The organism is Daejeonella sp., assembly GCF_049655485.1.
GTDB lineage: Bacteria > Bacteroidota > Bacteroidia > Sphingobacteriales > Sphingobacteriaceae > Daejeonella.
Genome location: NZ_JBASJU010000316.1, coordinates 1 through 23,878 on the forward strand (window position 1 = coordinate 1; position 23,878 = coordinate 23,878).

General features: G+C 42.5%; 26 protein-coding genes. 15 read left to right on the top strand and 11 right to left on the bottom strand.

The window, feature by feature from the left end; translation table 11 throughout:
• On the bottom strand, nt 1-411 hold a 411-nt coding region (gene rplM, locus WBJ10_RS12785; RefSeq protein WP_424290884.1), incomplete at its 3' end, for a 50S ribosomal protein L13.
• 454 nt (nt 412-865) lie between these two features.
• On the opposite strand from rplM, the gene WBJ10_RS12790 reads away from it, so the two are divergent.
• Nucleotides 866-994 carry a hypothetical protein gene (locus WBJ10_RS12790; protein ID WP_424290886.1) on the top strand — a complete coding sequence of 43 codons (129 nt, stop codon included), beginning with the start codon at nt 866-868 and terminating at the stop codon, nt 992-994.
• 14 nt (nt 995-1,008) lie between these two features.
• Here the strand turns inward: WBJ10_RS12790 and WBJ10_RS12795 are convergent, their stop codons facing one another.
• On the bottom strand, nt 1,009-2,013 hold the full coding sequence (locus tag WBJ10_RS12795) for a hypothetical protein (RefSeq protein ID WP_424290888.1): 1,005 nt from the start codon (nt 2,011-2,013) through the stop codon (nt 1,009-1,011).
• Nucleotides 2,014-2,051: 38 nt separating this feature from the next.
• Nucleotides 2,052-3,200, bottom strand: a complete 1,149-nt coding sequence (locus tag WBJ10_RS12800) for a serine hydrolase domain-containing protein (protein ID WP_424290890.1) — start codon at nt 3,198-3,200, stop codon at nt 2,052-2,054.
• A 554-nt stretch (nt 3,201-3,754) separates the two neighbouring features.
• Between WBJ10_RS12800 and WBJ10_RS12805 the strand changes: the two genes are divergently transcribed.
• Nucleotides 3,755-4,225: a hypothetical protein gene (locus WBJ10_RS12805; protein WP_424290892.1), complete on the top strand. Its 471-nt coding sequence runs from the start codon at nt 3,755-3,757 to the stop codon at nt 4,223-4,225.
• Nucleotides 4,226-4,549: 324 nt separating this feature from the next.
• On the opposite strand, the gene WBJ10_RS12810 is transcribed toward WBJ10_RS12805, so the two are convergent.
• The 6 genes from WBJ10_RS12810 to WBJ10_RS12835 all read right to left on the bottom strand — a co-directional run bounded on the left by WBJ10_RS12810 (nt 4,550) and on the right by WBJ10_RS12835 (nt 6,792).
• Nucleotides 4,550-4,963 carry a VOC family protein gene (locus WBJ10_RS12810; protein WP_424290894.1) on the bottom strand — a complete coding sequence of 138 codons (414 nt, stop codon included), beginning with the start codon at nt 4,961-4,963 and terminating at the stop codon, nt 4,550-4,552.
• A 118-nt stretch (nt 4,964-5,081) separates the two neighbouring features.
• The gene (locus tag WBJ10_RS12815; RefSeq protein ID WP_424290896.1) at nt 5,082-5,219 is read right to left on the bottom strand and encodes a DinB family protein; all 138 of its coding nucleotides are present in this window, start codon (nt 5,217-5,219) and stop codon (nt 5,082-5,084) included.
• Nucleotides 5,161-5,331 carry a hypothetical protein gene (locus tag WBJ10_RS12820; protein ID WP_424290987.1) on the bottom strand — a complete coding sequence of 57 codons (171 nt, stop codon included), beginning with the start codon at nt 5,329-5,331 and terminating at the stop codon, nt 5,161-5,163. Before WBJ10_RS12820 ends, WBJ10_RS12815 begins: the two co-directional genes overlap by 59 nt.
• 113 nt (nt 5,332-5,444) lie before the next feature.
• Complete coding sequence (locus WBJ10_RS12825; protein ID WP_424290898.1) at nt 5,445-5,747, bottom strand: helix-turn-helix domain-containing protein; 303 nt, start codon at nt 5,745-5,747, stop codon at nt 5,445-5,447.
• Nucleotides 5,731-6,078: a type II toxin-antitoxin system RelE/ParE family toxin gene (locus WBJ10_RS12830; protein WP_424290900.1), complete on the bottom strand. Its 348-nt coding sequence runs from the start codon at nt 6,076-6,078 to the stop codon at nt 5,731-5,733. The genes WBJ10_RS12825 and WBJ10_RS12830 overlap by 17 nt, the downstream gene beginning before the upstream one ends.
• Nucleotides 6,079-6,294: 216 nt before the next feature.
• On the bottom strand, nt 6,295-6,792 hold the full coding sequence (locus WBJ10_RS12835; RefSeq protein WP_424290902.1) for a hypothetical protein: 498 nt from the start codon (nt 6,790-6,792) through the stop codon (nt 6,295-6,297).
• Between the two features lie 204 nt (nt 6,793-6,996).
• Between WBJ10_RS12835 and WBJ10_RS12840 the strand changes: the two genes are divergently transcribed.
• Entirely contained in the window at nt 6,997-9,546 is a 2,550-nt protein-coding gene (locus WBJ10_RS12840) for a phosphoenolpyruvate carboxylase (protein ID WP_424290904.1), read from the top strand.
• Nucleotides 9,547-9,629: 83 nt separating this feature from the next.
• Here WBJ10_RS12840 and WBJ10_RS12845 read toward each other — a convergent pair whose 3' ends face one another.
• Both WBJ10_RS12845 and WBJ10_RS12850 read right to left on the bottom strand, forming a co-directional pair.
• Nucleotides 9,630-10,628, bottom strand: coding sequence for a glycoside hydrolase family 43 protein (locus WBJ10_RS12845; protein ID WP_424290906.1), 999 nt, complete (start codon nt 10,626-10,628; stop codon nt 9,630-9,632).
• Nucleotides 10,629-10,660: 32 nt separating this feature from the next.
• Nucleotides 10,661-11,644, bottom strand: a complete 984-nt coding sequence (locus tag WBJ10_RS12850) for a DUF1028 domain-containing protein (RefSeq protein WP_424290908.1) — start codon at nt 11,642-11,644, stop codon at nt 10,661-10,663.
• A 186-nt stretch (nt 11,645-11,830) separates the two neighbouring features.
• Between WBJ10_RS12850 and WBJ10_RS12855 the strand changes: the two genes are divergently transcribed.
• From WBJ10_RS12855 to WBJ10_RS12910, 12 genes are all read left to right on the top strand, one after another.
• Complete coding sequence (locus tag WBJ10_RS12855; protein ID WP_424290910.1) at nt 11,831-12,307, top strand: hypothetical protein; 477 nt, start codon at nt 11,831-11,833, stop codon at nt 12,305-12,307.
• A 486-nt stretch (nt 12,308-12,793) separates the two neighbouring features.
• Nucleotides 12,794-13,519 carry a GNAT family N-acetyltransferase gene (locus WBJ10_RS12860; protein ID WP_424290912.1) on the top strand — a complete coding sequence of 242 codons (726 nt, stop codon included), beginning with the start codon at nt 12,794-12,796 and terminating at the stop codon, nt 13,517-13,519.
• Between the two features lie 2 nt (nt 13,520-13,521).
• Nucleotides 13,522-14,712, top strand: coding sequence for an argininosuccinate synthase (gene argG / locus WBJ10_RS12865; protein WP_424290914.1), 1,191 nt, complete (start codon nt 13,522-13,524; stop codon nt 14,710-14,712).
• The gene (argC, locus tag WBJ10_RS12870) at nt 14,713-15,702 is read left to right on the top strand and encodes an N-acetyl-gamma-glutamyl-phosphate reductase (protein WP_424290916.1); all 990 of its coding nucleotides are present in this window, start codon (nt 14,713-14,715) and stop codon (nt 15,700-15,702) included.
• Nucleotides 15,703-15,728: 26 nt separating this feature from the next.
• Nucleotides 15,729-16,883 (top strand): aspartate aminotransferase family protein, encoded by a 1,155-nt coding sequence (locus WBJ10_RS12875; protein WP_424290918.1) that lies wholly within the window; start codon nt 15,729-15,731, stop codon nt 16,881-16,883.
• A 72-nt stretch (nt 16,884-16,955) separates the two neighbouring features.
• Complete coding sequence (locus tag WBJ10_RS12880) at nt 16,956-17,915, top strand: acetylornithine carbamoyltransferase (protein ID WP_424290920.1); 960 nt, start codon at nt 16,956-16,958, stop codon at nt 17,913-17,915.
• Nucleotides 17,915-18,727 (top strand): acetylglutamate kinase, encoded by an 813-nt coding sequence (gene argB, locus WBJ10_RS12885; protein ID WP_424290922.1) that lies wholly within the window; start codon nt 17,915-17,917, stop codon nt 18,725-18,727. The genes WBJ10_RS12880 and argB overlap by 1 nt, the downstream gene beginning before the upstream one ends.
• Complete coding sequence (gene proC, locus WBJ10_RS12890) at nt 18,727-19,542, top strand: pyrroline-5-carboxylate reductase (RefSeq protein WP_424290924.1); 816 nt, start codon at nt 18,727-18,729, stop codon at nt 19,540-19,542. Before argB ends, proC begins: the two co-directional genes overlap by 1 nt.
• 4 nt (nt 19,543-19,546) lie before the next feature.
• On the top strand, nt 19,547-20,605 hold the full coding sequence (locus WBJ10_RS12895) for a M20 family metallo-hydrolase (protein ID WP_424290926.1): 1,059 nt from the start codon (nt 19,547-19,549) through the stop codon (nt 20,603-20,605).
• Nucleotides 20,602-21,195: a GNAT family N-acetyltransferase gene (locus tag WBJ10_RS12900; protein ID WP_424290928.1), complete on the top strand. Its 594-nt coding sequence runs from the start codon at nt 20,602-20,604 to the stop codon at nt 21,193-21,195. The genes WBJ10_RS12895 and WBJ10_RS12900 overlap by 4 nt, the downstream gene beginning before the upstream one ends.
• The gene (argH, locus tag WBJ10_RS12905; protein ID WP_424290930.1) at nt 21,188-22,522 is read left to right on the top strand and encodes an argininosuccinate lyase; all 1,335 of its coding nucleotides are present in this window, start codon (nt 21,188-21,190) and stop codon (nt 22,520-22,522) included. The genes WBJ10_RS12900 and argH overlap by 8 nt, the downstream gene beginning before the upstream one ends.
• A 46-nt stretch (nt 22,523-22,568) precedes the next feature.
• Complete coding sequence (locus tag WBJ10_RS12910) at nt 22,569-23,825, top strand: pyridoxal phosphate-dependent aminotransferase (protein WP_424290932.1); 1,257 nt, start codon at nt 22,569-22,571, stop codon at nt 23,823-23,825.
• Nucleotides 23,826-23,878 lie beyond the last annotated feature (53 nt).

The following is a 23,878-nucleotide window of genomic DNA, read 5'->3' on the forward strand; positions in this document are numbered from 1 at the left end:
ATGCGGATGATCAGTACCTGCATAAACATGTAGGTTCTTGTACAATGCACGGCCCAGACTGTTTTTAGGTAACATACCACGTACAGCTTTCTCTACCACGCGGGTAGGATGCTTAGCCATTAACTCTTTAGGAGAAATGAATTTCTGCCCACCCGGGTAACCGGTGTAAGAAACATATTGCTTTTCAGCAAACTTGTTCCCTGTGAGTTTAATTTTGTCTGCATTGATAACAATTACATTATCGCCGCAGTCTACGTGTGGGGTGTACGATGGCTTGTTTTTTCCTCTAATCATCATTGCGATCTTAGAAGACAAGCGCCCCAAAATCTCTCCTTGAGCGTCAACAACTACCCATTCTTTGCTGACGGTCGCTTTGTTGGCAGAGACAGTTTTGTAACTTAACGTATTCACTTGCTTGAATTTAAATTATTTAAAATATTCTATTGCCCCTAAAATTAGGGACTGCAAAGATAGGAGAATTTCCTTAAAGAGCAAATAGTTGGGGTGAAAATTTGATCGTTTTAAATGAGGTGAAAGGTGAAAGGTGAGAGGTGAGAGTTGAGAGGTGAAAGGTGATGGACGACGAAGGAGGTGAAAGGTGGTAAAGTTGAAAGTTTGACAGTTGAAAGTGACTGGGCGGAGAAAAGAGTTGAAACCCGATTGCTATTAAGTTGAAAGTGGTTGGACGACGAAAAGGGTCGAATGGTTAAAGGGTAATTGTGAAATTGGAAAGGTAAAGGCAGGGGGTGACCTTGCTAGGAGGTACGACGAAGCAATCTTTTTGAAAAGCAGGGCCAGAATTTCATAGGTACCGGAAGCCCTGCTGTTCGCTGCAAGTCCTCGCCGGTAGTAGGGTGATTAAATTGTGAAAAGGTATTCGGCTCCGGGCTTTACGCTGCCATCAGGTTTAGATTGCAGGGGTGTTGCTACTATTATCGGAGCAGACGTGTCAAAGGATTGTTATAGCTGGAATGAAAGCCAGATGATCAATTAATATTTATCGCCGCTTTAATTTCGAATTGCAGGCAAAGGAGTCAATGCCTTAGGTGCTTTAAGTTTCCATACAAGGCTCCCTCTCATGGAATTAATGGTCTGATAAACCCGCTGCAGGCCATAGGTTCCCTGAAGTCCGTAATCACTTATAGTTTTTACCTTACCATCATTATAGTATATGGTCAGCACCCCCGTGGCGTGGTCAGTAGCTTTTATTTCATACCGGTCTTCAAGATTTGAAAAGTCAGAGTAATTCAGCAATCCGGATATAGTTGCAAATAAAGAATCGGGGGAGACACCGGGCACTTTAGTATAGCCGTCATATGAGTCGGGCGATGCCTGCCAGTCATTGGTAATGCTTTTCGAAACTAAGTGCGCCTTGCCCAGAGAGTTGATTTCTATCGAATATTCAGAAGAAGTAATCCACGGTCTTCCGTCGTTCCTGAACTCGATTTTATTAATATCATATTTCTTCGGTGAGGGATTATATTCAATAAAACCGCCATACTTGATGATCAGTTTCACCGAATTAACAGCTTCTGTGTAACCCACACGAGCGAAATATCCGTCGAAATACTTGAACTCAATTAATGTATTACCATCTTCATAGATCACTTGGGCAAATGAACACGTCCTTCGAAATTGGCGTGTTATTAAGTGAAGACTGATCTTTTCGGAGGCTGAGCCCATTAAACTTAGAATAGCTGGCCTTTCGTTTAATATGCCCATTACAAGCATATCTGTATATCCGTTCTTGTCAAAATCAGCCTTCGCAATAGGCTTTACCTTGCTGAGATCTGCCAGACGGAAACAATTTTCATCTTCGAAAATTAGTTTCTTATCAATCCGGAAGCTACTATAGTTCTTGTCAATTGAACGCACGAGTTTTTCGACCTCTTCAGGCTGGTTTATTGAATCAATTCTGCCAGGTTTCGCAACCCCACTACTTATTCCCTCCTGACCAAACAATGGAAGAGCGTTAAATAAGCCTACGCAAATCATTACTATAAATGTCTTCAAACCAAACAGCTTATGCGCCCAGTGTAACCTCTAACCAACTATTCCGAGGCTGCAATCACCATCCTCATAAACTCCCCCAGCTTCGACGGTTCCAGCCATCTTGTTACCATCACCATATCCCTATCCTTATCAATCACAATAAAATTACCGCCATATCCTTCAGCGGTATAAATATTCGAGGGCACATCTTTATAACGGCCGGTTATGTTCAGCCACCACATAAATCCATAAGACTTACTGGCTGCCGAAGGCTGCTGTACAGCTTTAACCCAATCTTCAGATATGAGCTGCTTATTCTTCCATTTACCATTTCTTGAAAACAGCAGGCCAAATCGTGCGTGATCCTCTGTATTAATGAACATGCCTCCCCCGAAGTGGCCGCCCCCGCTTACTGATTCGATCATCGATCCATTGATATCCACTTTAGAATTATCATAACCATACCACTTCCACGAGTCAGATGCTCCAATCGGATCCATAATCTTCTCTTTCAGGATAAGCGGCAAAGGTTTCTTCCACACCTTTAAAAGGGAGTAGGCTAATAAATTTACGCGGACATCATTATAGTCGAAAACACTTCCCGGTTCAAGAAACTTTCTTGTCTTTAGTTCTTCAGGGTTCGTATACTTCGGTGGCCGGTCTGCCCAGTCGCATACCCCAAAAAGGCAACCCGACCAGTCGGATGATTGAGTTAATAAATGGCTCCAGGTGATCTTCGAATTATGATCACCCTTAAAAGTCTCGCCGCTTATATAATTTATCACAGGATCATTCACGCTCTTAATCAGGCCTTCATCGATGGCTAATCCTGCTACGGTCGAAAGATAACTTTTAGTTGTGCTGAAAGTCATATCCACCCTGTCCAGGTCGCCCCATTGAGCAACGATATAACCCTTCCTGATGATCATCCCGGCTGGTTTACCACGATCCTGTACCGGTCCGGCAATTTTATAACCAGGCTCGTTTTTATAAGATGCTAAAAGTGACTCTTTAATGTTGTAATTCGTTTTACTGTCATTCTTCAAGGCAAAATTTACTGCGCTGTCAAGCAGGGCGGGATTCATTTTCATCTTCGAAGGTTTTTTAGATTTCCAATCAGTGCCCGGGTAGTATTGGCTGTAAACCGACTGAGTAGTGAAAAAGAGGAATAATAATATTGGGAATTTGAGGAATGGTTTTGCGTTCATTGGATGCGATAGCTATTGTAGGCTAAAATAGGAAAAAGATTGTGCATACTGGAGATTGGAACGCATTGTATCATTAGGGCACTTGCAAGTCGCCTATTTTTTAAACGCAGAGTACGCAGAGGTTTTCGCAGAGAGCTACTAATCAATAAATTTGAACATATCCTACGCTAGATTTTCGTGAACTCCGAACTTATTCAACCAGAACTCTGCGCTCTCTGCGCGAAACTCAGCGGCCTCTGCGGTAAAATATGCGCCCAGCCTAATACCGTTAAAATCGATGTTTCGATATACAAAAATTGCCTGTTAGTCGATCGAAAACAGGGGATAGAAAACCTTCATTTTGGAGCGCTTTTTACCCTAAAAAAGCCTCGTAACATACTGATAATCAAGTGAATTATTATCAATTTTTCCTTGCATTTCTCCTCTATTTTTGTTATCTTATATAAGCTAATCCAGCCTAGCAGACGGAACCTGCGCGCAGGCATGGAGTAGCTCGCACATACTATTTTAATTAACGTTCTGAACTAATTTATGGACCCAAAAAAATTAAACTTATGAGCACAAACAAAGTCTCTGCAGTATTAAACGACGCGGACAAAACAGCAGTGTTAGAAGCATTAGCGCAGGTGAAAGAGAAAATGCCTTTCCTTATCAATATGACAGGGAAGGAACGTCACAAAAGCCGGAAAATGGGAGCAAAAAGTGTGGAATATGTAAACCTGAGTTTGCAAAGTTCTCAAACATTCGGCTTCCTCATGCCACCGAGCGTTGACATTACCGAGTTCGCGAAAGACGTATCCCTGATCAATCAATTAGTAGCCATCCGTATGGAACTGGGGGCGCTTCTGGAAGGCATTGACGATACCATGACAGCGGCCGGAGCTGATGCCATGCATTTTTCCGACCTGGTTTACTCCTATCTTAAAACGGGTGCGAGAACAAATGCTGGCGTGAAAGGCATTACCGCCGAGATCGCCAAGCGATTTGGCAGGCGTAGCAAAACATCAGAAGTTCTGAAAGCCTAATCTCTGTCACTTAAAGCCGCAGCGTTGCTTAATTTTTGCAATGCTGCGGCTTTTTCATGCGATGCAGTATCCCTGAGCGACTATGGAGTCGCTATTTCATACAATGGAGTCCCTTTTACATACTGTGGAGTCGCTCCGAGCGAATATGGAGTCACTATTTCATACTATGGAGTCACTATTTCATACTATGGAGTCGCTAATTCATACTGTGAAGTCGCTATTTCTTACTGTGGAGTCCCTATTTCATACTGTGAAGTCGCTATTTCATGCGATGGAGTCGCTCCGCGCGAGTACCAAGAAGCAAATTCATGCAATCTATCGCTTTCATACAGCAAAGACCTCGTCCGTGTTCGAGAAAGCCTTGAACTCTATGGGATTTCCGCTAAGGTCAAAAACAAACATGGTCCATTGTTCTCCCACTTTTCCTTCATATCGTATCTGGGGCTTCACGAGGAAATGGGCCTTTTCTACTTCGAGTCGCTCTTGTACCCGCTTAAATTCATCGATTTCCAATACGCAACCAAAGTGAGGTATTGGGACACTAATCCCGTCAACCTTGCCACAATAATCTAAATCTGGAAAATTATCACTTAAATGCGCTGAAAGTTGATTCCCGAAAAAATTAAAATCAATCCACGTGTTAGTCGATCTGCCTTCCTCGCATCCTAGTATTTCCATATAGAATTTGCGGGTTGTGTCGATATCTTTTACTTTAAAAGCATAATGAAAATTACTCATGATGTATCAGGCGAACAGGTACCTTTATGTGCACGACATAAAACTACCCAAAAAACGGAATATAATGTATAACCCACCGTTTATGGGACGACTGCAACAATTCAGTTTTCAGTCAGCTCTATTTACTGTCCCAAAACGCCGGCGGCTCAATCCCTAGCGCTCTCAAATAAACATAAGCCTGTGCCCTATGATGGGTTTCATTGTCCGTGCCCGGCAATTTCACCTGCTTCGCCGCCAGCCATCTCACGGACTCCACCGGTGCTCACATCCATCATCTCCTGGATCAGTTTTGCCGCTGGCCGCATTCCCCCGATAGAAAATTCAAAAAATTCTTTTTCAGGAAATGCTTCAATGGCTCTTCGTGTCAATCCCCGGTGGCCCTTCCAATGGGCAAATAACTCTTCTGGTGTGATGATTACATCGATTTTTTCTGTTGTTTCTGGGATGGTTAAAGCCCTATTAAAACGGTTAAATCCTAATCCTACAATTTTATCGATAACTCCAAACGCCCACCCAATCCGATCTCTACAATCTTTTTAAGAGTAGAAAGGCGTACTTCTTTTATATCATTCTCAATTTTAGAGATGTATCCCTTGTTAGTACCGGATTTTGCTGCTAATTCTTCCTGGGTCATGCCTTTCTGAATACGAGCTTGCTGAAGTAATATTCCTAACTTAAAAGACTCAAAACCATTCTCAAGTGCTGCGCGTTTAGCAGTTCTTTTTGTTCCATATTGTTCTTCAATAAATTGATCGAGACATTTTAAATCATTTTTTGTCTTCATACTCTTTCTTAATTTTCAATGCTTTTTGAATTTCATTGGAAGGTGTCGTTCGGCTTTTCTTTTGAAAACCATTGGCAAGGACTATCAATTTGCCTTCATCAAAAAAACAAAAGATTCTAAAAATATCGCTTCCATGGCTGACTCTTATCTCATATAGCCCCGAAGTTCCCTCTAGATGTTTTAGATATTCTTTCGGTACATGTTGTATAGTTTCAATGAGCCTCAATGTCCAGTAAATCTTATCTCTAACTTTTTGGTCCTGCTTCACAAAAAAGTCGGAAAAATAGCCTTTGTACAAAAAGACTTTTCTTATTTGCGACGTCTCATCCATTCAAAGTTAATAAAAGTTATCCGTTAGTGCAACATTAGGCCCATACTAATGTTGATGGACATTTGTGCACGATATGCAAACTATAAGGGAATTTGATTTTATCCGGAGATACACGTATATATCCGGATAAATCTGGATATGCCTTTGTAACTAAATGGTTTGAAAAGAACTAATTGACAAGAACCAATTTTATGTTATTTCTGATTATAATTGAAGTTAATAATCCGGTGGCAGAAGTACTACTTCTGTTTCAACGCCAGTCAAATCTGCTTTTACCCAATCATCATAGCCAAAAGTCCAGTCGCCCATTATTGGACTTGTCAGAACGGCGTTATCTTTAAACAGCGCATTAAAAACTGTCTGCGTCTTGCGCTCGGAATAGCGGACATACAGGCCTTCAATTTTCTGTCTACAAATCCCGAAGGGAACGAACCGGTAACCAATAAATCTGCTTTGGATCTTAGCTGCCACAAGTTTAAATACCTCCGCATACTCATTTACAGGTGAAACCGTAAGATAATTAGAAAAATCAGTCCATCGGCTTTTGTAATTGCTTTCGTTGGATATATTATCAACCAGAATTTTATCAAGTTCTTGTATGCCGGGACACGAAAAATAGCCCTCTTCTTCTTTGGAGATCCCAATAGGATAATAGTGCAGAATTCTTTCAATGATTTGATTGAAATCGTACTTCCCTGAATCGAATTGTATCATATTATTTTTGCTTTGGGACTAAGTATCGTCAACCTTGCCAATTAGAATGTGCTAACAGAGTGTTTATTTCTTTAAATATTGGAATTCTAAAGAATTAATTTGGTTAAAGGTCACCGAACTGGTGCGAAGCATTCCCCTTTCATTCTCCGTTTTTCGCAGATTTTTCCCACTTTTACATATCTTTTTGATTTTGAGTATAATATTATGAGCAGTAACCTCGCGGAGTTTAAGAATCTGGTAGGAACCAAGTTTGAGATGTACAACAGTTTGTTTACTTCCTTACCGTTTCACCGGGTGGAAAAAACAGGAATTTTACTTTCCCTATTTCTTCTGCATTGTGAAGAGGGTTTCCGGAACGAACAAAGTCCCGCAGAAATCATCGAATCATTTTTTAAACAGTACACGACCTACCGCAGTGAAAAAGAACAGATCGACCTTCTGTTCAGGTTTATTCAATATTCTGAACGCCAGGTAGTATTGTTCGACGCGCTGGAAGATGCGGCATTCGGCAAAACACACGATATGAATGGGTCTGGTACCCTAAAGCAGCTGCAAACTGAAGTTGTTCAAAATAATTCGCAGCAACAACTGGCAGATAAGTTAAAGGATTTCTCTGTTCGGATGGTGCTCACTGCCCATCCCAACCAGTTTTATCCGAGCGAAGTGCTGGGAATCATTCATGACCTTGGCAATGCGCTGCAAAAGGATGATACCGTGTTGGTGAACACGTACCTTCAACAATTAGGGAAGACACCATTCTTTAAAAAGAAAAAACCAAGTCCATATGACGAGGCAGTCAATCTGATCTGGTTCCTGGAAAACGTATTTTACCAGTCTGCAGGCACTATATTATCTTTCCTGCACGCCGAATTCCCGGATGCGGTAAAAGGGGCAAATCAGTTGATCAGGATGGGCTTTTGGCCGGGCGGCGACCGAGATGGAAATCCTTTCGTGAAAGCGGATACCACTTTAAAAGTTGCGGAAGCATTGAGAGGAAGTATCATCAAATGTTATTACCGGGAAGTTCGCCTGTTGAAAGGCCGGTTAACGTTTCAGGGAGTAGATACTTTGCTGGCTTCACTGGAAGAGCGCCTTTATAACAATTTGTTTATCCCAGGATATAAAGCTGATCTATCAAAAGATGAAATTATTAATACTTTGCTAGAGATCCGGGATATCCTGATCGAAAAACACAATAGCTTGTTCCTGAACAAGGTGAATAACCTGCTAAATAAAGTCAACCTTTTTGGTTTATTTTTCGCTTCGCTGGATGTCAGGCAAGACAGTTCAATCCATAAAGAATTGATCGAACTGATTGCTGAAAACACTTCGGTGCTTCCAAAGAATTATAACGATTTATCGGATGAAGGCAAGATCGAGGTTTTGCAGAATATTGACTCGCTCGTAGTTGATACCGACCTGGATAAAGATACGTTTGAGACACTGCTTACCATTGGAACTATCCAGAAATTTAATGGGCCCGAAGGTTGTCACCGCTACATTATCAGCCATACTACCGGTGCTTTGGATGTGATGGAGGTGTATGGCTTATTCTTAATGGCTGGCTGGAAAAAGGAAAATTTGGCGGTTGATATTGTTCCGCTGTTTGAAACAATTGGAGATCTTCAGAATGCAGCCAAAGCCATGACAGTCCTGTATCAGAATGAGGTTTATCAGCAGCATTTAAAACGGCGAAATAAAAAGCAAACCATTATGCTTGGTTTTTCAGACGGAACTAAAGATGGCGGTTATCTGATGGCCAACTGGAGTATTTATAAAGCAAAAGAAGAGCTGACCCGCATATCCCGTGAATATGATGTTGATGTGGTATTTTTCGATGGTCGCGGCGGGCCGCCTGCAAGGGGAGGAGGCAAAACTCATCAGTTTTATGCTTCAATGGGCCAGAACATCGCGAATAAAGAAATCCAGCTTACTATCCAGGGCCAGACCATCAGTTCTAATTTCGGTACCCGGGAAGCTGCGAGATACAATACGGAGCAGCTGATGCACGCGGGTATAAGTAACGGCCTGTTTTCATCAAGGACCACCACGATGAGCAAAAACGAGGAACAATTACTTCAGGAACTTTCGGACGAGAGTTATGAGGCTTTTATGGTTCTTAAGAATGATCCTGATTTTCTGGAATACCTCAATTTTGCAAGTCCGCTTCGCTATTATGCCGAAGCTAATATCGGCAGCAGGCCGTCGAAACGCAAAGCAGGAAAACTGAACCTGAACGATCTCAGGGCTGTACCATATGTAGGAGCCTGGAGCCAGCTTAAGCAAAATATTCCTGGCTACTACGGTGTTGGGCTTGCCTTTGAAAAGCTTGAAAAAGAAGGGAAGTGGGATCAGATTAGCGACCTCTATCAAAACTCGCTGTACTTCCGCACCCTGGTAGGCAATTGCGAAATGGCAATGACTAAATGCTTTTTCCCTTTGACGGCATATTTATCAAAGCACCCGAAATACGGCGGGCTGTGGAATATGTTCCATGATGAATATGAGCGTACCAAACAGTATACTCTCCGTCTGACGGGCAAATCCGAATTGATGGCAGAGCGTGAAACCGATCAGCTGTCTATCCAAATGAGACAAAGAATCGAGTTGCCGCTTATCACTATTCAGCAGTACGCTTTAACCATGATCAGGGAAAAAGATAAAACAGCCAGCACCACCGAGATGAAGATATTTGAGAAACTGGTGATGCGGTGTTCTTTTGGGATAATTAATGCGGAGAGGAATTCGGCGTAGAAGAAAAAGGGTCGGCCAAACCCACTATTTCTTAACCCGAATATATTGATTTCGAAGACGTTTTTTTTAAATTTACGCCTTCCTTATTTGTTCCCAGTCATTCTCACCTCTTTAATTCTGCCATCATCCTCGAATTCCATTTTATCGATACAGGTCACCCGATGATCTCTTCCCAGGTTTGGTATGGGCCTTCGATGGTAAACCATAAACCAATTATCTGTTCCCGGGGTATTGATGACTGAGTTGTGTCCAGCGCCGGTAGCAATACTCTTATCGGACTTTAGTATGGTGCCAATGCGGTTGAAAGGGCCTGTAGCTTTGTCTGACATCGCGTAAGCTACTTTGTAAGTATCGTTGGTCCAGCCGCCTTCCGACCACATTAGATAATATTTTCCTTTGCGGATAAACATAAATGGCCCTTCAACGTAGCCTGTCGGGGTTATTTCTTTATAAATACTGTCGTCTTCCCAGGGCAGGAAACCAGTGAAGGTTGAATTGAGCTTTACGATATTACAGTGTCTCCATCCACCGTAGAACATATACCAGGTGCCGTCTGTATCTTTGAATACAAACTGGTCGATTGGTTGTGCGTTGTTATGAAATTCGCCGATAAGGGGCTTACCTAAATAATCTTTATAAGGGCCACCGGGTTTATCCGCGACAGCGATACCTATACCGCCACTGCGATTAAGTCCGTTGCCTTGATTCCACATAGGTCCTCCCGGGCGCTGCACATCATTAGCCGAGAAAAACAGGTAGTATTTTTTATCTTTTTCTACAACAGCAGGTGCCCACATGGCTTGCTTTGCCCATTTAATTATGGAAGTGTCTAATACATGCTCGTGTTTCTTCCAGGTCTTGAGGTCTTTGGAAGAAAATGCGTCGAGAAACAATTGCTCTTCGTACTTCGCGGAATAGGTTGGAAATATCCAGTATTCTTTACCGAATACTGCGCCTTCGGGGTCGGCGTACCAGCCTTCAATAACGGGATTCTGTCCAAGAGTTAGAGGAGTGGATTTATGGCTGGAGCAGGAGGTAAATACTGCAAGAGTTAAAACAATAAGAGATATTGAATTTTTCATACCAGGTAGGAGAAAGGAGTCTTGTTTTCAGTTTATTTAAGAAGTTCTTTCATATCATTTTCCGACACGGTAAGCAGCCCGGCTTTAGGTAATCGTTTTGTCAGCTCCCGCCAGTTCTTATCTTTTTTATAAATACGTGCAAGCATGGCTGAAGCTTTGGCAATCTCCTTATTATTAGCTAAAGTGATCGCCGTCCAATATTCCATTTCTAAGTTAAGAGGAAACATCTTCATGGCTTTATTATATTCCGCCATTGCGTTATTCATCTCATTCTTTTCCACATAATAATCGCCCTTATTCATATGCTCATATGCCCGGAATACAGTGAGCAGGCGGTCAATTTCTTTTATGGGATCATTGCTGTCATCTACCCTGAGGTCTACTAATTTATCGTCCCAGGGACTTGAACTTGATTCAGCGGCGAATACGAGCAATGCAGCCGACTGCTTCCCGCGTATGTCGCCGCCTGCATTTTGAGCTGCTTTTAAAACCAGCACCATTCGTTCTGCCAGTGGCTTAAGCGTATTTTCCTTCCATGCCCTTTCCATTGCCGGAACAACTTTATCGTTCAGCATCATATTTGCTTGTACAGAAAAGTTATCACCATTGGCATGACCAGCGAATTCAATATTACTTTTACCCGTGTGTGTAGCTACCCTACCCTGTTTATCCAGTATCGCTACCTGTCGGAAGTCTTTGCCGGAATCATCACTCAATAAAAAATCCAGAGCTTCTTGCGGTGATTTACCCTGTTTTAATAGTTCTAATCCCCGTAAACCAAATGATTTATTGGTGAAAGATTGCGTAGCCACGACACCTATCCCGGCTTCTCCCCATGAAACAGCAGTACCTACGCTAAACCAATGGCTTTGTACAGCTACGGCCATTTCTCCAGTTTTTTCATCCCGTGCAACGATGGAAAAGGTATGTGCCAAAGGATCTGCGGGCTTTATAGATTGAGCTACACTCTGATAGGTAAAAGCAATCAAGATGCTTGTGGTAAGTAAACGGATCATAATTATAAGTTCTGAATTTGACAGGATATGCGAATATTATTAAAAGTAATTAAATTATAAGATCAAATCGGGGATTCTGTCTGATTCGTTACATTAACCAAATGCCATTTCATTACAGCTCATTTTTGCTTTCTTGGCATCGTTTCTGCTTGCCTACTCTATATAAAAATTATCAAACTTAAAACTATGAAAACGATATTCAAAAGCACCTTAATTTTAGGTTTCGTGGCAATCTTCGCGGCTTGTTCACCACGCACAGCAACAACACCTACAGTTTCACGCGGTGATGTTTCCGGAACATGGAAAGTGACCAGTGTTAATATGGAAGGATTCCCGGCTGGGACATCGGCAGGACAAGTGTTTGGTATGGCAAATGCGCAGGATTTCCAGGGCAGCACCTGGGAAATGAGAGGTGGCGGTACAGGTTCGATCAGCCTAACTAACGGAGCTGTTCAACCGATCTACTGGTCGGTCAATCAAACTACTTCAGTGCCAACTTTTCAGTTCAAAAAATTGATGGACGGCCAGAGAGCTAAAGATGTAGAAACAGGTTATTCACTTCAATTCGGCGATGTATCTGGCGGAACAGCAGTTTTCAAAACACCGGTAATGTTGTCGAGCGGACAAACAGCGTATATTAATTTTACGTTTGCGAAACAGTAATTTTTGTTAGTGGTTGGTTGTTAGTTGTTGGACTGGGCGGATAGGAGTCCGTGATTTTTATGCGATTTGCGGTAGGCATCCAGTCCAACAACTATCAACTAACAACCAACAACCTTTTTTCCTTGTTAGGAAATTGTAATTTTCACCTCCACCCCTTGCATTATTAAACATTTTCCCTGTTATTTGTATTAGTAATTAGAAAAACACCCATACTATTAAAAATGAATAGTTTAAACTACCAGACACACACAGGAATTGTAGGCCATTCGCCTTATAAGGCATGTTGTGTACGTAGTAATTTCAGCAATGAAAAGTTAGTATTGCGGTTCCGACGACCCTTTATGCCGCGGACTTGATCTTGGCATCAAAGCTATAATTGACCGGTAAATTCTTCCGGTTATCAAATCATTGATTTTATTCACAAAAACGAAAGACTAAAAACGTAGTCTTTTTCCGCCTCAGAGCCGGATTTTTTCTTCAAACTACATGAAAGAAAACGAATTTGTTGTCATTCCGGCGACAGAAGAACATACTAACTACGCAGATCAGATTTGCGATGAGATGGCAGAATCTGCCAAAGCCAGAGGTACGGGCATCGCAAGAAGGACACCGGACTATATCGTCAAGAAAATGCTCGAAGGTAAGGCAGTGATTGCCCTGCACAATGACGGCACCTGGGCGGGTTTCTGTTATATCGAGACCTGGAGCCATGGTGCTTTTGTTGCCAATTCAGGCTTGATTGTTAACCCTCAATACAGAAATAGGGGCCTTGCCAAACTGATTAAGAGGGCTGTTTTCGATCTTTCGAGATTGAAGTATCCCGAAGCTAAAATATTTGGCCTTACTACCGGGCTTCCGGTAATGAAGATCAATTCTGAACTGGGTTACGAGCCTGTTACCTATTCCATGCTTACGCAAGATGAGGATTTCTGGAAGGGTTGCCAGAGCTGTGTCAACTACGATATCCTGATGATGAAGGAGCGCAAGAATTGTATGTGCACAGCCATGCTTTGGGATCCGGAAGAGAAAGCAAAGGAGATCGAACAGAAGATGAAGGAAGCTGAGGAGCAGAAACAACAGCTTAATGAAGAGCGAATAAGCAAAGTTACCCGTAAGCAAACGCTTTTGGAACGTATAGAAGAAAAGTTGCGCAATTCATTAAAGATGATTGCTGCGCTCAGTATTACATTGGTTAAACTTTTACAAAATTAAAGATGAAGAAGAAGGTAGTTTTAGCTTTCAGCGGAGGTTTGGATACTTCCTTTTGTTGTATTTATCTGACGAAAGATCGTGACATGGAAGTTCATTCCGTGATTGTAAATACCGGAGGATTTTCTGAGGATGAACTCACGGAAATTGAAAAGCGAGCTTACGCACTGGGAGTAACATCACACTCTGTAGTTGACGAAACTGAAAACTACTACGAGAGCTGTATTAAGTACCTGATTTTTGGCAATGTACTGAAAAACGCGACTTACCCTTTATCGGTAAGTGCTGAACGGGTAAGCCAGGCAACTGCCATTGCTAATTACGTGAAGAAAATCGGAGCTGATTACGTAGCGCACGGAAGTACTGGCGCCGGTAATGATCAGGTTCGTTTTGATATGATCTTTAACATTATGATCCCTGGAGTTGAGATCATCACGCCGATAAGGGATTTGAAGTTAAGCCGTGAAGCAGAAATTGAATACCTGAATAAACATGGTGTCGAATATACAGCCGAGAAAGCAAGGTACTCTATTAATAAAGGGATCTGGGGAACATCTGTCGGTGGGAAAGAAACCTTAACTTCCAATCAAACGCTTCCTGAAGAGGCCTGGCCAACACAGGTGTCGGTAACTACGGAAAGAGATATCGAGCTAACTTTTGAAAAAGGTGAGCTGGTTGGCCTGGATGGCGAGAAATTATCTCCTGTCAAAGCGATCCAAAAGTTACAGGAGATCGCTCAGCCGTACGGGATAGGAAGGGATATCCATGTGGGAGATACAATTATTGGAATTAAAGGGCGTGTAGGTTTTGAGGCGGCAGCTCCAATCATAATTATCAAAGCGCATCACACGCTTGAAAAACATACATTGACCAAATGGCAATTGAGCTGGAAAGACCAATTGTCTACCTTCTACGGCAACTGGCTTCATGAAGGTCAGTTCCATGATCCGGTTATGCGCAACATGGAAGCTTTCATGGCAGATACCCAGGAGACTGTTTCAGGAAAAGTTTTTGTAAAGCTGCTTCCTTACCGTTTCCAGGTTATTGGGATTGAGTCAGAACACGACCTGATGTCGAATAAATTCGGAAGTTATGGTGAGATGAATAATTCATGGTCGGGAGAAGATGTCAAAGGGTTTTCGAAAATCTTCGGTAATCAAACGATGATCTATCACAGAGTTAATGAGAAAAAATAGATGGCAGACGGTAAAATAAAAGTTGGAATAGCCGGGGGCGCGGGATACACGGGCGGAGAACTGCTCAGGATTTTAGTGAATCATCCGGAGGTGGAAATCATGTCGGTGCACAGTAACAGCAATGCCGGTAATCCCATCTCCGATATTCATACTGATCTGTTTGGCGATACTGATTTGAAATTTACTGATACGCTTTCGCAGGATATCGATGTACTCTTTCTTTGTGTAGGACATGGGGATGCGAAAAAGTTCCTCAATTCTAATGCAATTGCAGACACCATCAAGATTATTGATCTAAGCCAGGATTTTAGGCTAGCTAAAAGCTCAAAGCTGAATGAACGAAGCTTTGTATATGGGTTACCGGAACTGAACAGGGATCAAATTAGAACGGCGAGTAATATTGCTAATCCTGGTTGTTTCGCCACAACTATCGAAATCGGATTGCTTCCCCTGGCTGCAATCGGATTGTTGAATTCTGAAATTCACATCAATGCAACTACGGGATCAACAGGCGCCGGGCAAAGCCTTGCTGCAACCTCTCATTTTACCTGGAGGAACAATAATTTATCTATTTATAAAGCGTTCGAGCATCAGCATCTGAATGAGATTGGTGAAACGTTAATGGCCCTGCAAGATGGGTTTGATCAGACGATCAATTTCATCCCGCAAAGGGGAGATTTTACCAGAGGGATTTTAGCTGCGATGTATCTTGAAAGCGATTTAACCCTGGAAGAAGCGAAGAAGATTTACGAGGACTTTTACGCCGGTCATCCGTTTACTCATTTAAGCCAGCGAAACATTGATCTTAAGCAGGTGGTAAATACCAATAAGGCCCTGGTACATTTAGAGAAGCATGGAAATAAGCTGTTTATCGTTTCGATGATAGATAATTTACTAAAGGGTGCAAGTGGACATGCGGTGCAGAATATGAATTTGATGTTCGGTCTTGAAGAAACCACAGGACTAAGGCTCAAAGCTGCTGCTTTTTAGGTATTCAAACCATAAATCTTTAAAACATGAAATTATTCGACGTTTATCCACTTAATGATATAGAGATAGTAAAGGCACAGGGAAGTATTGTCTGGGATGAAAAGGGTGACGAGTATTTAGATTTATACGGGGGGCACGCGGTGATCTCCATCGGACATACCCACCCACATTATGTTTCCAGATTAACTGACCAGCTAAACAAAGTTGGGTTCTACTCCAACTCGGTCAAAATTTCCCTGCAGGTTCAACTAGCAGAAAAACTCGGACAGATCTCCGGCAAGACGGACTACCAACTATTCCTATGCAGCTCGGGGGCTGAAGCGAACGAGAATGCGCTAAAACTCGCATCTTTCTATAATAACCGCAAGAAGATCATCGCATTCAAAGGTGCCTTCCATGGCCGGACTTCCTTAGCCGTCGCTGCTACAGACAATCCCAAGATAATTGCACCCGTTAACGAAACGGACAATGTAATTTTCCTGCCCCACAATGATGAGGCTGCGTTGGAGCAAGCGTTCAAAGATCAAGGCAATGAAATTTCATCGGTGATTATCGAGGGAATCCAGGGTGTGGGAGGTATTAAAGTGTCGACCGAAAGTTTCCTGCAAAAGATCAGGTCACTTTGTGATCAGTATGATTCAGTTTTTATTGCCGATAGTGTTCAATGCGGTTACGGCCGGAGCGGTAAATTCTATTCCCATGATTATGCTGGCATCGATGCGGATATCTATACCATGGCAAAAGGAATGGGAAATGGTTTTCCCATTGGAGGAATTTCTATTTCTCCAAAGTTCAAGCCATGGCATGGGATGCTGGGTACTACTTTTGGCGGCAACCATCTTGCCTGTGCAGCGGCATTAGCTGTACTTGAAGTGATGGAACAAGATAATCTGATCCAGAATGCGGAAAATGTTGGAAACTACCTGAGTGCAGAACTGCAGAAGTTTGAACAGATCAAAGAAGTAAGGGGAAGGGGCTTAATGATTGGAATAGAAATTCCCGAAGAGTTCAGCCAAGTGAAGAAAAATTTACTTTTCAAACATCGTATCTTTACCGGAGAGGCAAAACCGAATGTTATACGGCTTTTGCCAGCATTGAATTTAACGAAAGCCTATGCTGATCAGTTTTTAGATGCTTTTAGCTTGGAATTGAAAGGGAAGTTTGAAAAAAACCTTTTCTAAATTTACTTATTATTCAGTTTTCTTCTCGATTATGAGAATGAAGCCAATTTTGTTTTCTTTTAGCAGCGTATTATGAACTTATTTTCTTCAGTTAATGATGTAACTGACCTGAAAAAACTTATTGAAGAGGCATTAATTCTTAAGGCTGATCCATTTTCCAATAAATCCCTGGGAAAAGACAAAACCATTGGTCTTGTTTTTCTAAACCCCAGCCTGCGCACGCGGCTGAGTACTCAAAAGGCGGCTTTAAATCTTGGAATGAATGTCATGGTTATGAACCTCGACAAAGAAGGCTGGGCATTGGAGACTGAAGATGGTGTGATAATGAATGGTACCACAGTAGAACATATTCGGGAAGCTGCTGCTGTAATGGGTGAATATTGTGATATTCTCGGTTTCCGTTCTTTCCCTAAACTTCAGGATCGCGATGAAGATTACAGCGAGAGTTTGTTTAATAAATTCGTCAAATTCAGCGGTGTGCCGGTGGTAAGTCTGGAGAGCGCCACTTTGCATCCTTTACAGAGTTTTGCGGATTTGATCACGATTGAAGAACATAAAAAGACGGCTAAACCTAAGGTTCTTTTAACCTGGGCACCCCATGTAAAAGCTTTACCGCAGGCGGTACCAAACTCATTTTCAGAATGGATGTGCAAAGCTCAGGCTGAAGGTATGATCGATTTTGTGATCACCCATCCGGAGGGTTTTGAACTTGCAGAGAAATTTACCCCGGGAGCTACAATCATAAACGATCAGGATGAAGCTTTGAAAGGGGCTGATTTTGTATATGTAAAGAATTGGTCATCCTATCAGGATTATGGAAAAACGTTGCCTGGCGCTGAACACTGGATGATGACAAATAAAAAGCTTGAAGGGACAAACGATGCGAAGGTGATGCATTGTTTGCCTGTGAGGCGGGACTACGAACTTTCTTCCGAAATTCTTGACGGACCAAACTCCATTGTCATTAAAGAAGCAAGTAACCGAACCTGGGCAGCTCAGGCGGTACTAAAGAAAATGCTGGAGGGCTTATAATGAATACCCTCCATGTTATAAAGATTGGTGGCAACATCATTGATGATCCCGCCCAACTGGAGCGTTTTTTAACTGACTTTTCAGCAGTCCCGGGGAACAAGATACTGGTCCATGGCGGGGGGAAGATAGCTACCAAACTCGCGCAAGATTTAGGCATAGAATCGGAATTGATCGAAGGCCGGAGGGTAACAGATGCGGAGTCGCTCAAAGTAGTTGCAATGGTTTATGCGGGCCTGATCAATAAAAATATAGTTGCTGGTTTGCAGAAGCTGAATTGCAATGCCATTGGTTTGGCTGGAGCTGATGGTAATATCATACGCGCCAAAAAAAGGCCATTAAAAACAATTGCGGATGGCCGCGAGATCGACTATGGATTTGTGGGTGATCTGGATGATAGCTCGGTGGATGCGCAAGCCATATACAAGCTGGTACAGGCAGGGTTTACACCAGTTTTTTCTGCAATTACCCATGATGGGAACGGCCAGCTTTTAAATACTAATGCTGATACTATCGCTTCGGTTATTGCGGTGGCCATGTCAGGATTATACGACACTTCTCTGGTGTACTGTTTTGAGAAGAGCGGAGTGTTAAGAGATGTGAATGATGAATCATCACTTATTAAGGATATAACCGCAGAAGAATATAAAGAACTGAAAAAGGAGGGCGTCATCCATTCGGGTATGATACCCAAACTGGACAATGCTTTCGAGGCTATAGGTAAGGGCCTCAGCGAAGTGTATATAGGCAGGGCTGATGCTTTGCCAACTTTGAAAGACAAATCATTTGGAACCCGTTTAAAATCAGAGAAATAATGGCTAAATCACAAAAAATAGCAATTTTAGGTAGCGGGAATATTGGAATGTCACTAGCCCGTGGACTAGTTAAAGCGGAGTATTGCAAACCGGGAGATATTATACTCACACGCCGTGGGATCGAGCATTTATCGGAGCAGGCAGCGCAGGGTTTTTCTACCAGTGATCAAAACTCTGATGCGGTTTCTAATTCATCCCTTATTATCCTTTCGGTTTTGCCGCAGCAGCTGGATACCTTGCTGGGCCAAATCAATGGCGCTATAGATTCCAAACGGCATGTTGTTGTCTCCGTGATTTCCGGCGTAAGCTGTGGTGATATTAAAGCCAAACTGGGAAATGACCTACAGGTTATACGTGTGATGCCGAATACGGCAATTGCTATTGGCCAGTCGATGACCTGTCTTGCCTCGGATAATGCCAGTGCTGAAAACATCGCTGAGGTTACAAAGATGTTTGAAACTGTGGGTGCGGTAATTAAAATCAATGAAGATTTGATGACTTCCGCCACGGCTTTATGTGCATGTGGTGTAGCGTTCTTTTTACGTGCTATAAGAGCGGCTTCACAGGGTGGCATTGAGATCGGTTTCCATGCTGACGAAGCGCTTAAAATGGCGGTTCAGACTGCCAAGGGTGCTGCTGATCTTTTACTGCTTCAAAAAAGTCACCCGGAACATGAGATCGATAAAGTTACATCGCCGAAAGGCTGTACCATTGCGGGATTAAACGAGATGGAGCATCAGGGATTCAGCTCCTCTCTCATTAAAGGCATTAAATTATCTGCTTTAAAGGCGGGTGAATTGTATAAAAAAGACTGATCTGATGACTGAAGTTTTAGTTGATGACAGTATAGAATTGCTTAGCGAGCTGATCAGAATTCCTTCATTTAGCAGAGAAGAAGAAAAGACTGCACATGTTATAGAGTCGTTCCTCGCGGAGAGATCGGTGAAAACTTATCGCAGAGAGAATAATATCTGGGCTTTCAATAAATATTTTGCTGCTGAGAAACCTACTATTCTACTGAACTCCCATCATGATACGGTTAAGCCTAATTCCGGCTACAAGCGTGACCCGTTTTCAGCAGATATTGAAGGTGATATTTTATATGGATTGGGAAGCAATGATGCGGGCGGATGCCTGGTCTCATTAACTGCAGCTTTTTTGCATTTTTATGAACAGCAGGATCTGAACTATAACCTTTGCCTCGCACTTACAGCTGAGGAGGAAATTTCCGGTAAGAATGGGCTTGAACTGATCCTCCCTGAACTGGGTGAACTGGACTTTGCAATCGTAGGCGAACCCACGCTTATGCAAATGGCCATCGCCGAAAAAGGTTTATTGGTACTCGATTGTACTGTGCATGGGAAAGCTGGTCACGCGGCAAGGAATGAAGGAGAGAATGCTATTTATAAGGCCCTGAAAGATATTGACTGGTTCAGGACTTATGAGTTTGCAAAGAAATCGGAACTTTTCGGGCCGGTTAAAATGAGTGTGACTATGATTGAAGCCGGCTCACAGCATAATGTGGTGCCAGCGACCTGCAAATTTACTGTTGATGTACGTGTAACTGATGCATATCGGAACGAAGAGGTTTTGCGGATAATCAGACAGCATGTTAGTTGCAATGTTAATCCACGTTCGACCCGGCTTAAACCGTCTTCTATCAATCCCGACCACCCGATAGTGCAAGCGGGCCGGGAATTAGGCCGTGAAACTTACGGTTCCCCAACTACAAGTGACCAGGCATTGCTAGATATTCCTTCACTTAAGATGGGGCCCGGTGATTCTGCCAGGTCACATATGGCAGACGAATTTATTTATACTGATGAGATAAAGGAAGGTATAAGCCTTTATATCCAATTATTATCGAAAATATTATGATACCTGATTTAAATATAAGCCTCGAAAGTGAAAGAACACTTTTGAGACCACTAACAAAAGATGATGAATTAGCACTTCAGGAAGTTGCCAATGATGAATCTTTATGGATTTACGGCATCTCCGACCTTTCAAAACCAGGCGAACTGAAAAAATACATTGCAAGTGCTATCGCTGAACGTATCAATGGCATTTGCGCTATCTGGGTTGTAGTTGATAAAAAGACCGGTAGTATTGCAGGATGTACAAGGCTAGCGGATATTTCCTGGAAAGATGAACGCGGCCAAATAGGATGGACATGGATTGGAAGCGATTTTCAAGGAAGCGGCCTTAACAGGGATATGAAATTCCTTATTCTGAGTTACGGTTTTGAGACATTAGGATTAAACAGGATCGAGCTGAAAGCTGATGAAAGAAACCACCGTTCGCGTCAAGCTATTCTTGGTATCGGCGCAACACGTGAGGGTGTGTTAAGAGAACACATTAAATTGCATGACGGTTATATCCGTAACACAGTTTATTACAGTATTTTGCGTTCGGAATGGGAAACTATAAAAGAACAATATTTTACCAATTTCAGTATGTATGAGTAAGCTCTGGCAAAAAAACACCAGTACAGAAAAATCAGTGGACAAGTTTACGGTTGGCAACGACCGTGAAATGGATATTTTACTGGCACCATTTGATGTTCTGGGATCTCTGGCACATACTAGGATGCTCGAAAGTATTGGTCTAATGGACAAGGAGGATCTTATGCAGGTTCAGGAAGAGTTGAAAAAGATCTATGCTGATATTCAGGAAGGCAAATTTATTATTGAGCCTGCTGTTGAAGATGTACATTCACAGGTAGAATTTCTTCTTACTCAAAGGATTGGTGAAGCGGGTAAAAAAATTCACAGTGGCCGCTCGCGGAACGACCAGGTATTAGTAGATCTGAAACTGTTTTTCCGGGCTGAGATTCGAAAGCTGGTTAACAATACAGAGATACTATTCGAACAGTTGATTGCGCAAAGCGAAGAACATAAGGCGAAATTACTTCCTGGTTATACTCATTTGCAGATTGCCATGCCTTCTTCTTTCGGCCTGTGGTTTGGCGCTTATGCGGAAAGCCTGGCTGATGATATGGAACTGATGCTGGCTGCATGGAAAATCTGCAATAAGAACCCGCTGGGATCAGCAGCAGGATATGGCTCATCTTTTCCACTGAACAGAACAATGACTACGGAATTATTAGGTTTCGATGCGCTTAATTACAACGTAGTTTACGCCCAGATGGGCAGGGGTAAAACAGAACGTATTCTGGCCCAGGCTATGTCCTCTCTTGCTGCAACCTTAGCTAAATTGTCAATGGATGCATGCTTATTCATTAATCAGAATTTTGCATTTATCAGTTTCCCGGATGAACTCACTACGGGTTCTAGCATCATGCCTCACAAGAAAAATCCGGATGTGTTTGAGCTGATCCGTGCGAGGTGCAATAAAATCCAGGCTTTGCCTAATGAGATTGCAATGATGACCACAAACTTGCCGTCTGGTTACCACCGGGATTTACAATTGCTTAAGGAAAGTCTTTTTCCTGCTTTTCAATCGTTAAACGAATGTATTGCAATGACGGGATTCATGCTGCAATCCATTCAAATAAAGGAAGATATCTTAAAGGATGAAAAATACGCCTACCTCTTCAGCGTTGAAGCTGTTAACGCTGAAGTTTTAAAAGGTGTACCTTTTCGGGAGGCTTACAAAAATGTGGGTTCCGCAATAGAAAATGGCCAGTTCAAGGCTCCATCAATGGTGAATCATACCCATGAGGGAAGTATTGGAAATTTGTGTAATGAACAGATATACAATGCCTTTAAAGCTAATCTTAAAAACTTTAGCTTTGACCGGGTTGACAAGGCCATTGCTGACCTAATCGCTTAAATTTAAATTAATATTATTCGGCGAACCATCGCCAGCAAACAATACCATGAACATATCCAAAATAGCGAATACCCTAGAGGGTTCTGAAATAATAAAAATTGCCGGAGAAATTAACGAGCTAAAAAAGCAGGGACATCAAATTTCCAACCTGACTATTGGCGATTTCGATGCAAATATTTTCCCGATTCCAATGAAGCTGACCGAACATATAATGGAAGCTTACAGGTCGAATCAGACGAATTACCCTCCTGCTGAAGGTGTTTTATCCCTTAGGGAAAGCATCTCAGTATTTATAAAATCGAAATTCGGGCTTGACTACAGCAGCAAGCAGATCCAGATTTCGGGAGGCTCGAGGCCGCTGATATACGGACTTTTCAGGACTTTGGTGGATCCGGGCGATAAGGTTGTGTACCCCACTCCATCATGGAACAATAACCATTACTGTCGTTTCATCGGAGCTACAGATGTACCGGTACAAACGTCGGCGGCCAATAATTTTATGCCCAAGGCAGCAGATATGAAGCCCCATTTAAAAGGTGCTGCATTACTTGCGCTTTGCTCACCGTTAAACCCGACGGGCACCATGTTCTCAAAGGAAGACCTTGAGGAGATCTGTGACCTGGTAATCGAAGAAAATAATAGCAGAGGGGCAGATGAAAAGCCACTTTATATTATGTATGATCAAATCTACTCACAGCTTACCTTCGGCGGGCATGTACATTACGATCCGGTTTCGTTAAGACCAGAACTTAAAGATCGTGTTATTTATATAGATGGTATTTCCAAATGCCTGGCTGCAACAGGTGTGCGTGTGGGATGGGCTTTCGGTCCTGAACATGTGATGAGTAAAATGAAAACAATTATCGGCCATGTTGGTGCTTGGTCTCCGAAGCCGGAACAGGTGGCTACCGGGCAATTTCTTGATCAGACAAATGATTGGGATAATTTCTTAGAGAGTTTTAAGGAGAAGATCCAGAAAAGCCTGGATGCACTTTACCAGGGCTTTATGCAATTGAAGTCGGATGGATTTGCGGTTGATGCGATCCAGCCGATGGGAGCTATTTATCTTACTATTCAAATTGATTATCTCGGTAAAACAACACCGGCCGGTCAGCTTTTGAAAACCAGCGCAGATCTTGTTTTTTATCTGATCAATGAAGCCGGAGCTGGCTTAGTTCCCTTTTCAGCATTTGGTGCTGATCCAGGCATGAACTGGTTTAGGGCTTCGGTTGGAGGATGTTCTTTGGAGGATATTCAGGAGATGATGCCGAGACTTAGAGAGGCGTTGGGGAAGCTTAAATGAGAGGGTAAGAAAGAATTACGAATTACGAAATATTTGACGATTAATAGGATGAT

Bases quoted from the DNA above. Each gene is read 5' to 3' on its own strand.
- argG (WP_424290914.1), top strand. From the start codon at position 13,522: ATGAAGAAGAAGGTAGTTTTAGCTTTCAGCGGAGGTTTGGATACTTCC.
- argC (WP_424290916.1), top strand. From the start codon at position 14,713: ATGGCAGACGGTAAAATAAAAGTTGGAATAGCCGGGGGCGCGGGATAC.
- WBJ10_RS12810 (WP_424290894.1), bottom strand. From the start codon at position 4,963: ATGAGTAATTTTCATTATGCTTTTAAAGTAAAAGATATCGACACAACC.
- WBJ10_RS12910 (WP_424290932.1), top strand. From the start codon at position 22,569: ATGAACATATCCAAAATAGCGAATACCCTAGAGGGTTCTGAAATAATA.
- WBJ10_RS12855 (WP_424290910.1), top strand. From the start codon at position 11,831: ATGAAAACGATATTCAAAAGCACCTTAATTTTAGGTTTCGTGGCAATC.
- WBJ10_RS12835 (WP_424290902.1), bottom strand. From the start codon at position 6,792: ATGATACAATTCGATTCAGGGAAGTACGATTTCAATCAAATCATTGAA.
- argB (WP_424290922.1), top strand. From the start codon at position 17,915: ATGAATACCCTCCATGTTATAAAGATTGGTGGCAACATCATTGATGAT.
- WBJ10_RS12900 (WP_424290928.1), top strand. From the start codon at position 20,602: ATGATACCTGATTTAAATATAAGCCTCGAAAGTGAAAGAACACTTTTG.
- WBJ10_RS12895 (WP_424290926.1), top strand. From the start codon at position 19,547: ATGACTGAAGTTTTAGTTGATGACAGTATAGAATTGCTTAGCGAGCTG.
- WBJ10_RS12800 (WP_424290890.1), bottom strand. From the start codon at position 3,200: ATGAACGCAAAACCATTCCTCAAATTCCCAATATTATTATTCCTCTTT.
- WBJ10_RS12845 (WP_424290906.1), bottom strand. From the start codon at position 10,628: ATGAAAAATTCAATATCTCTTATTGTTTTAACTCTTGCAGTATTTACC.
- WBJ10_RS12860 (WP_424290912.1), top strand. From the start codon at position 12,794: ATGAAAGAAAACGAATTTGTTGTCATTCCGGCGACAGAAGAACATACT.
- argH (WP_424290930.1), top strand. From the start codon at position 21,188: ATGAGTAAGCTCTGGCAAAAAAACACCAGTACAGAAAAATCAGTGGAC.
- WBJ10_RS12805 (WP_424290892.1), top strand. From the start codon at position 3,755: ATGAGCACAAACAAAGTCTCTGCAGTATTAAACGACGCGGACAAAACA.
- WBJ10_RS12875 (WP_424290918.1), top strand. From the start codon at position 15,729: ATGAAATTATTCGACGTTTATCCACTTAATGATATAGAGATAGTAAAG.
- WBJ10_RS12830 (WP_424290900.1), bottom strand. From the start codon at position 6,078: ATGGATGAGACGTCGCAAATAAGAAAAGTCTTTTTGTACAAAGGCTAT.
- WBJ10_RS12825 (WP_424290898.1), bottom strand. From the start codon at position 5,747: ATGAAGACAAAAAATGATTTAAAATGTCTCGATCAATTTATTGAAGAA.
- WBJ10_RS12850 (WP_424290908.1), bottom strand. From the start codon at position 11,644: ATGATCCGTTTACTTACCACAAGCATCTTGATTGCTTTTACCTATCAG.
- WBJ10_RS12840 (WP_424290904.1), top strand. From the start codon at position 6,997: ATGAGCAGTAACCTCGCGGAGTTTAAGAATCTGGTAGGAACCAAGTTT.
- WBJ10_RS12880 (WP_424290920.1), top strand. From the start codon at position 16,956: ATGAACTTATTTTCTTCAGTTAATGATGTAACTGACCTGAAAAAACTT.
- proC (WP_424290924.1), top strand. From the start codon at position 18,727: ATGGCTAAATCACAAAAAATAGCAATTTTAGGTAGCGGGAATATTGGA.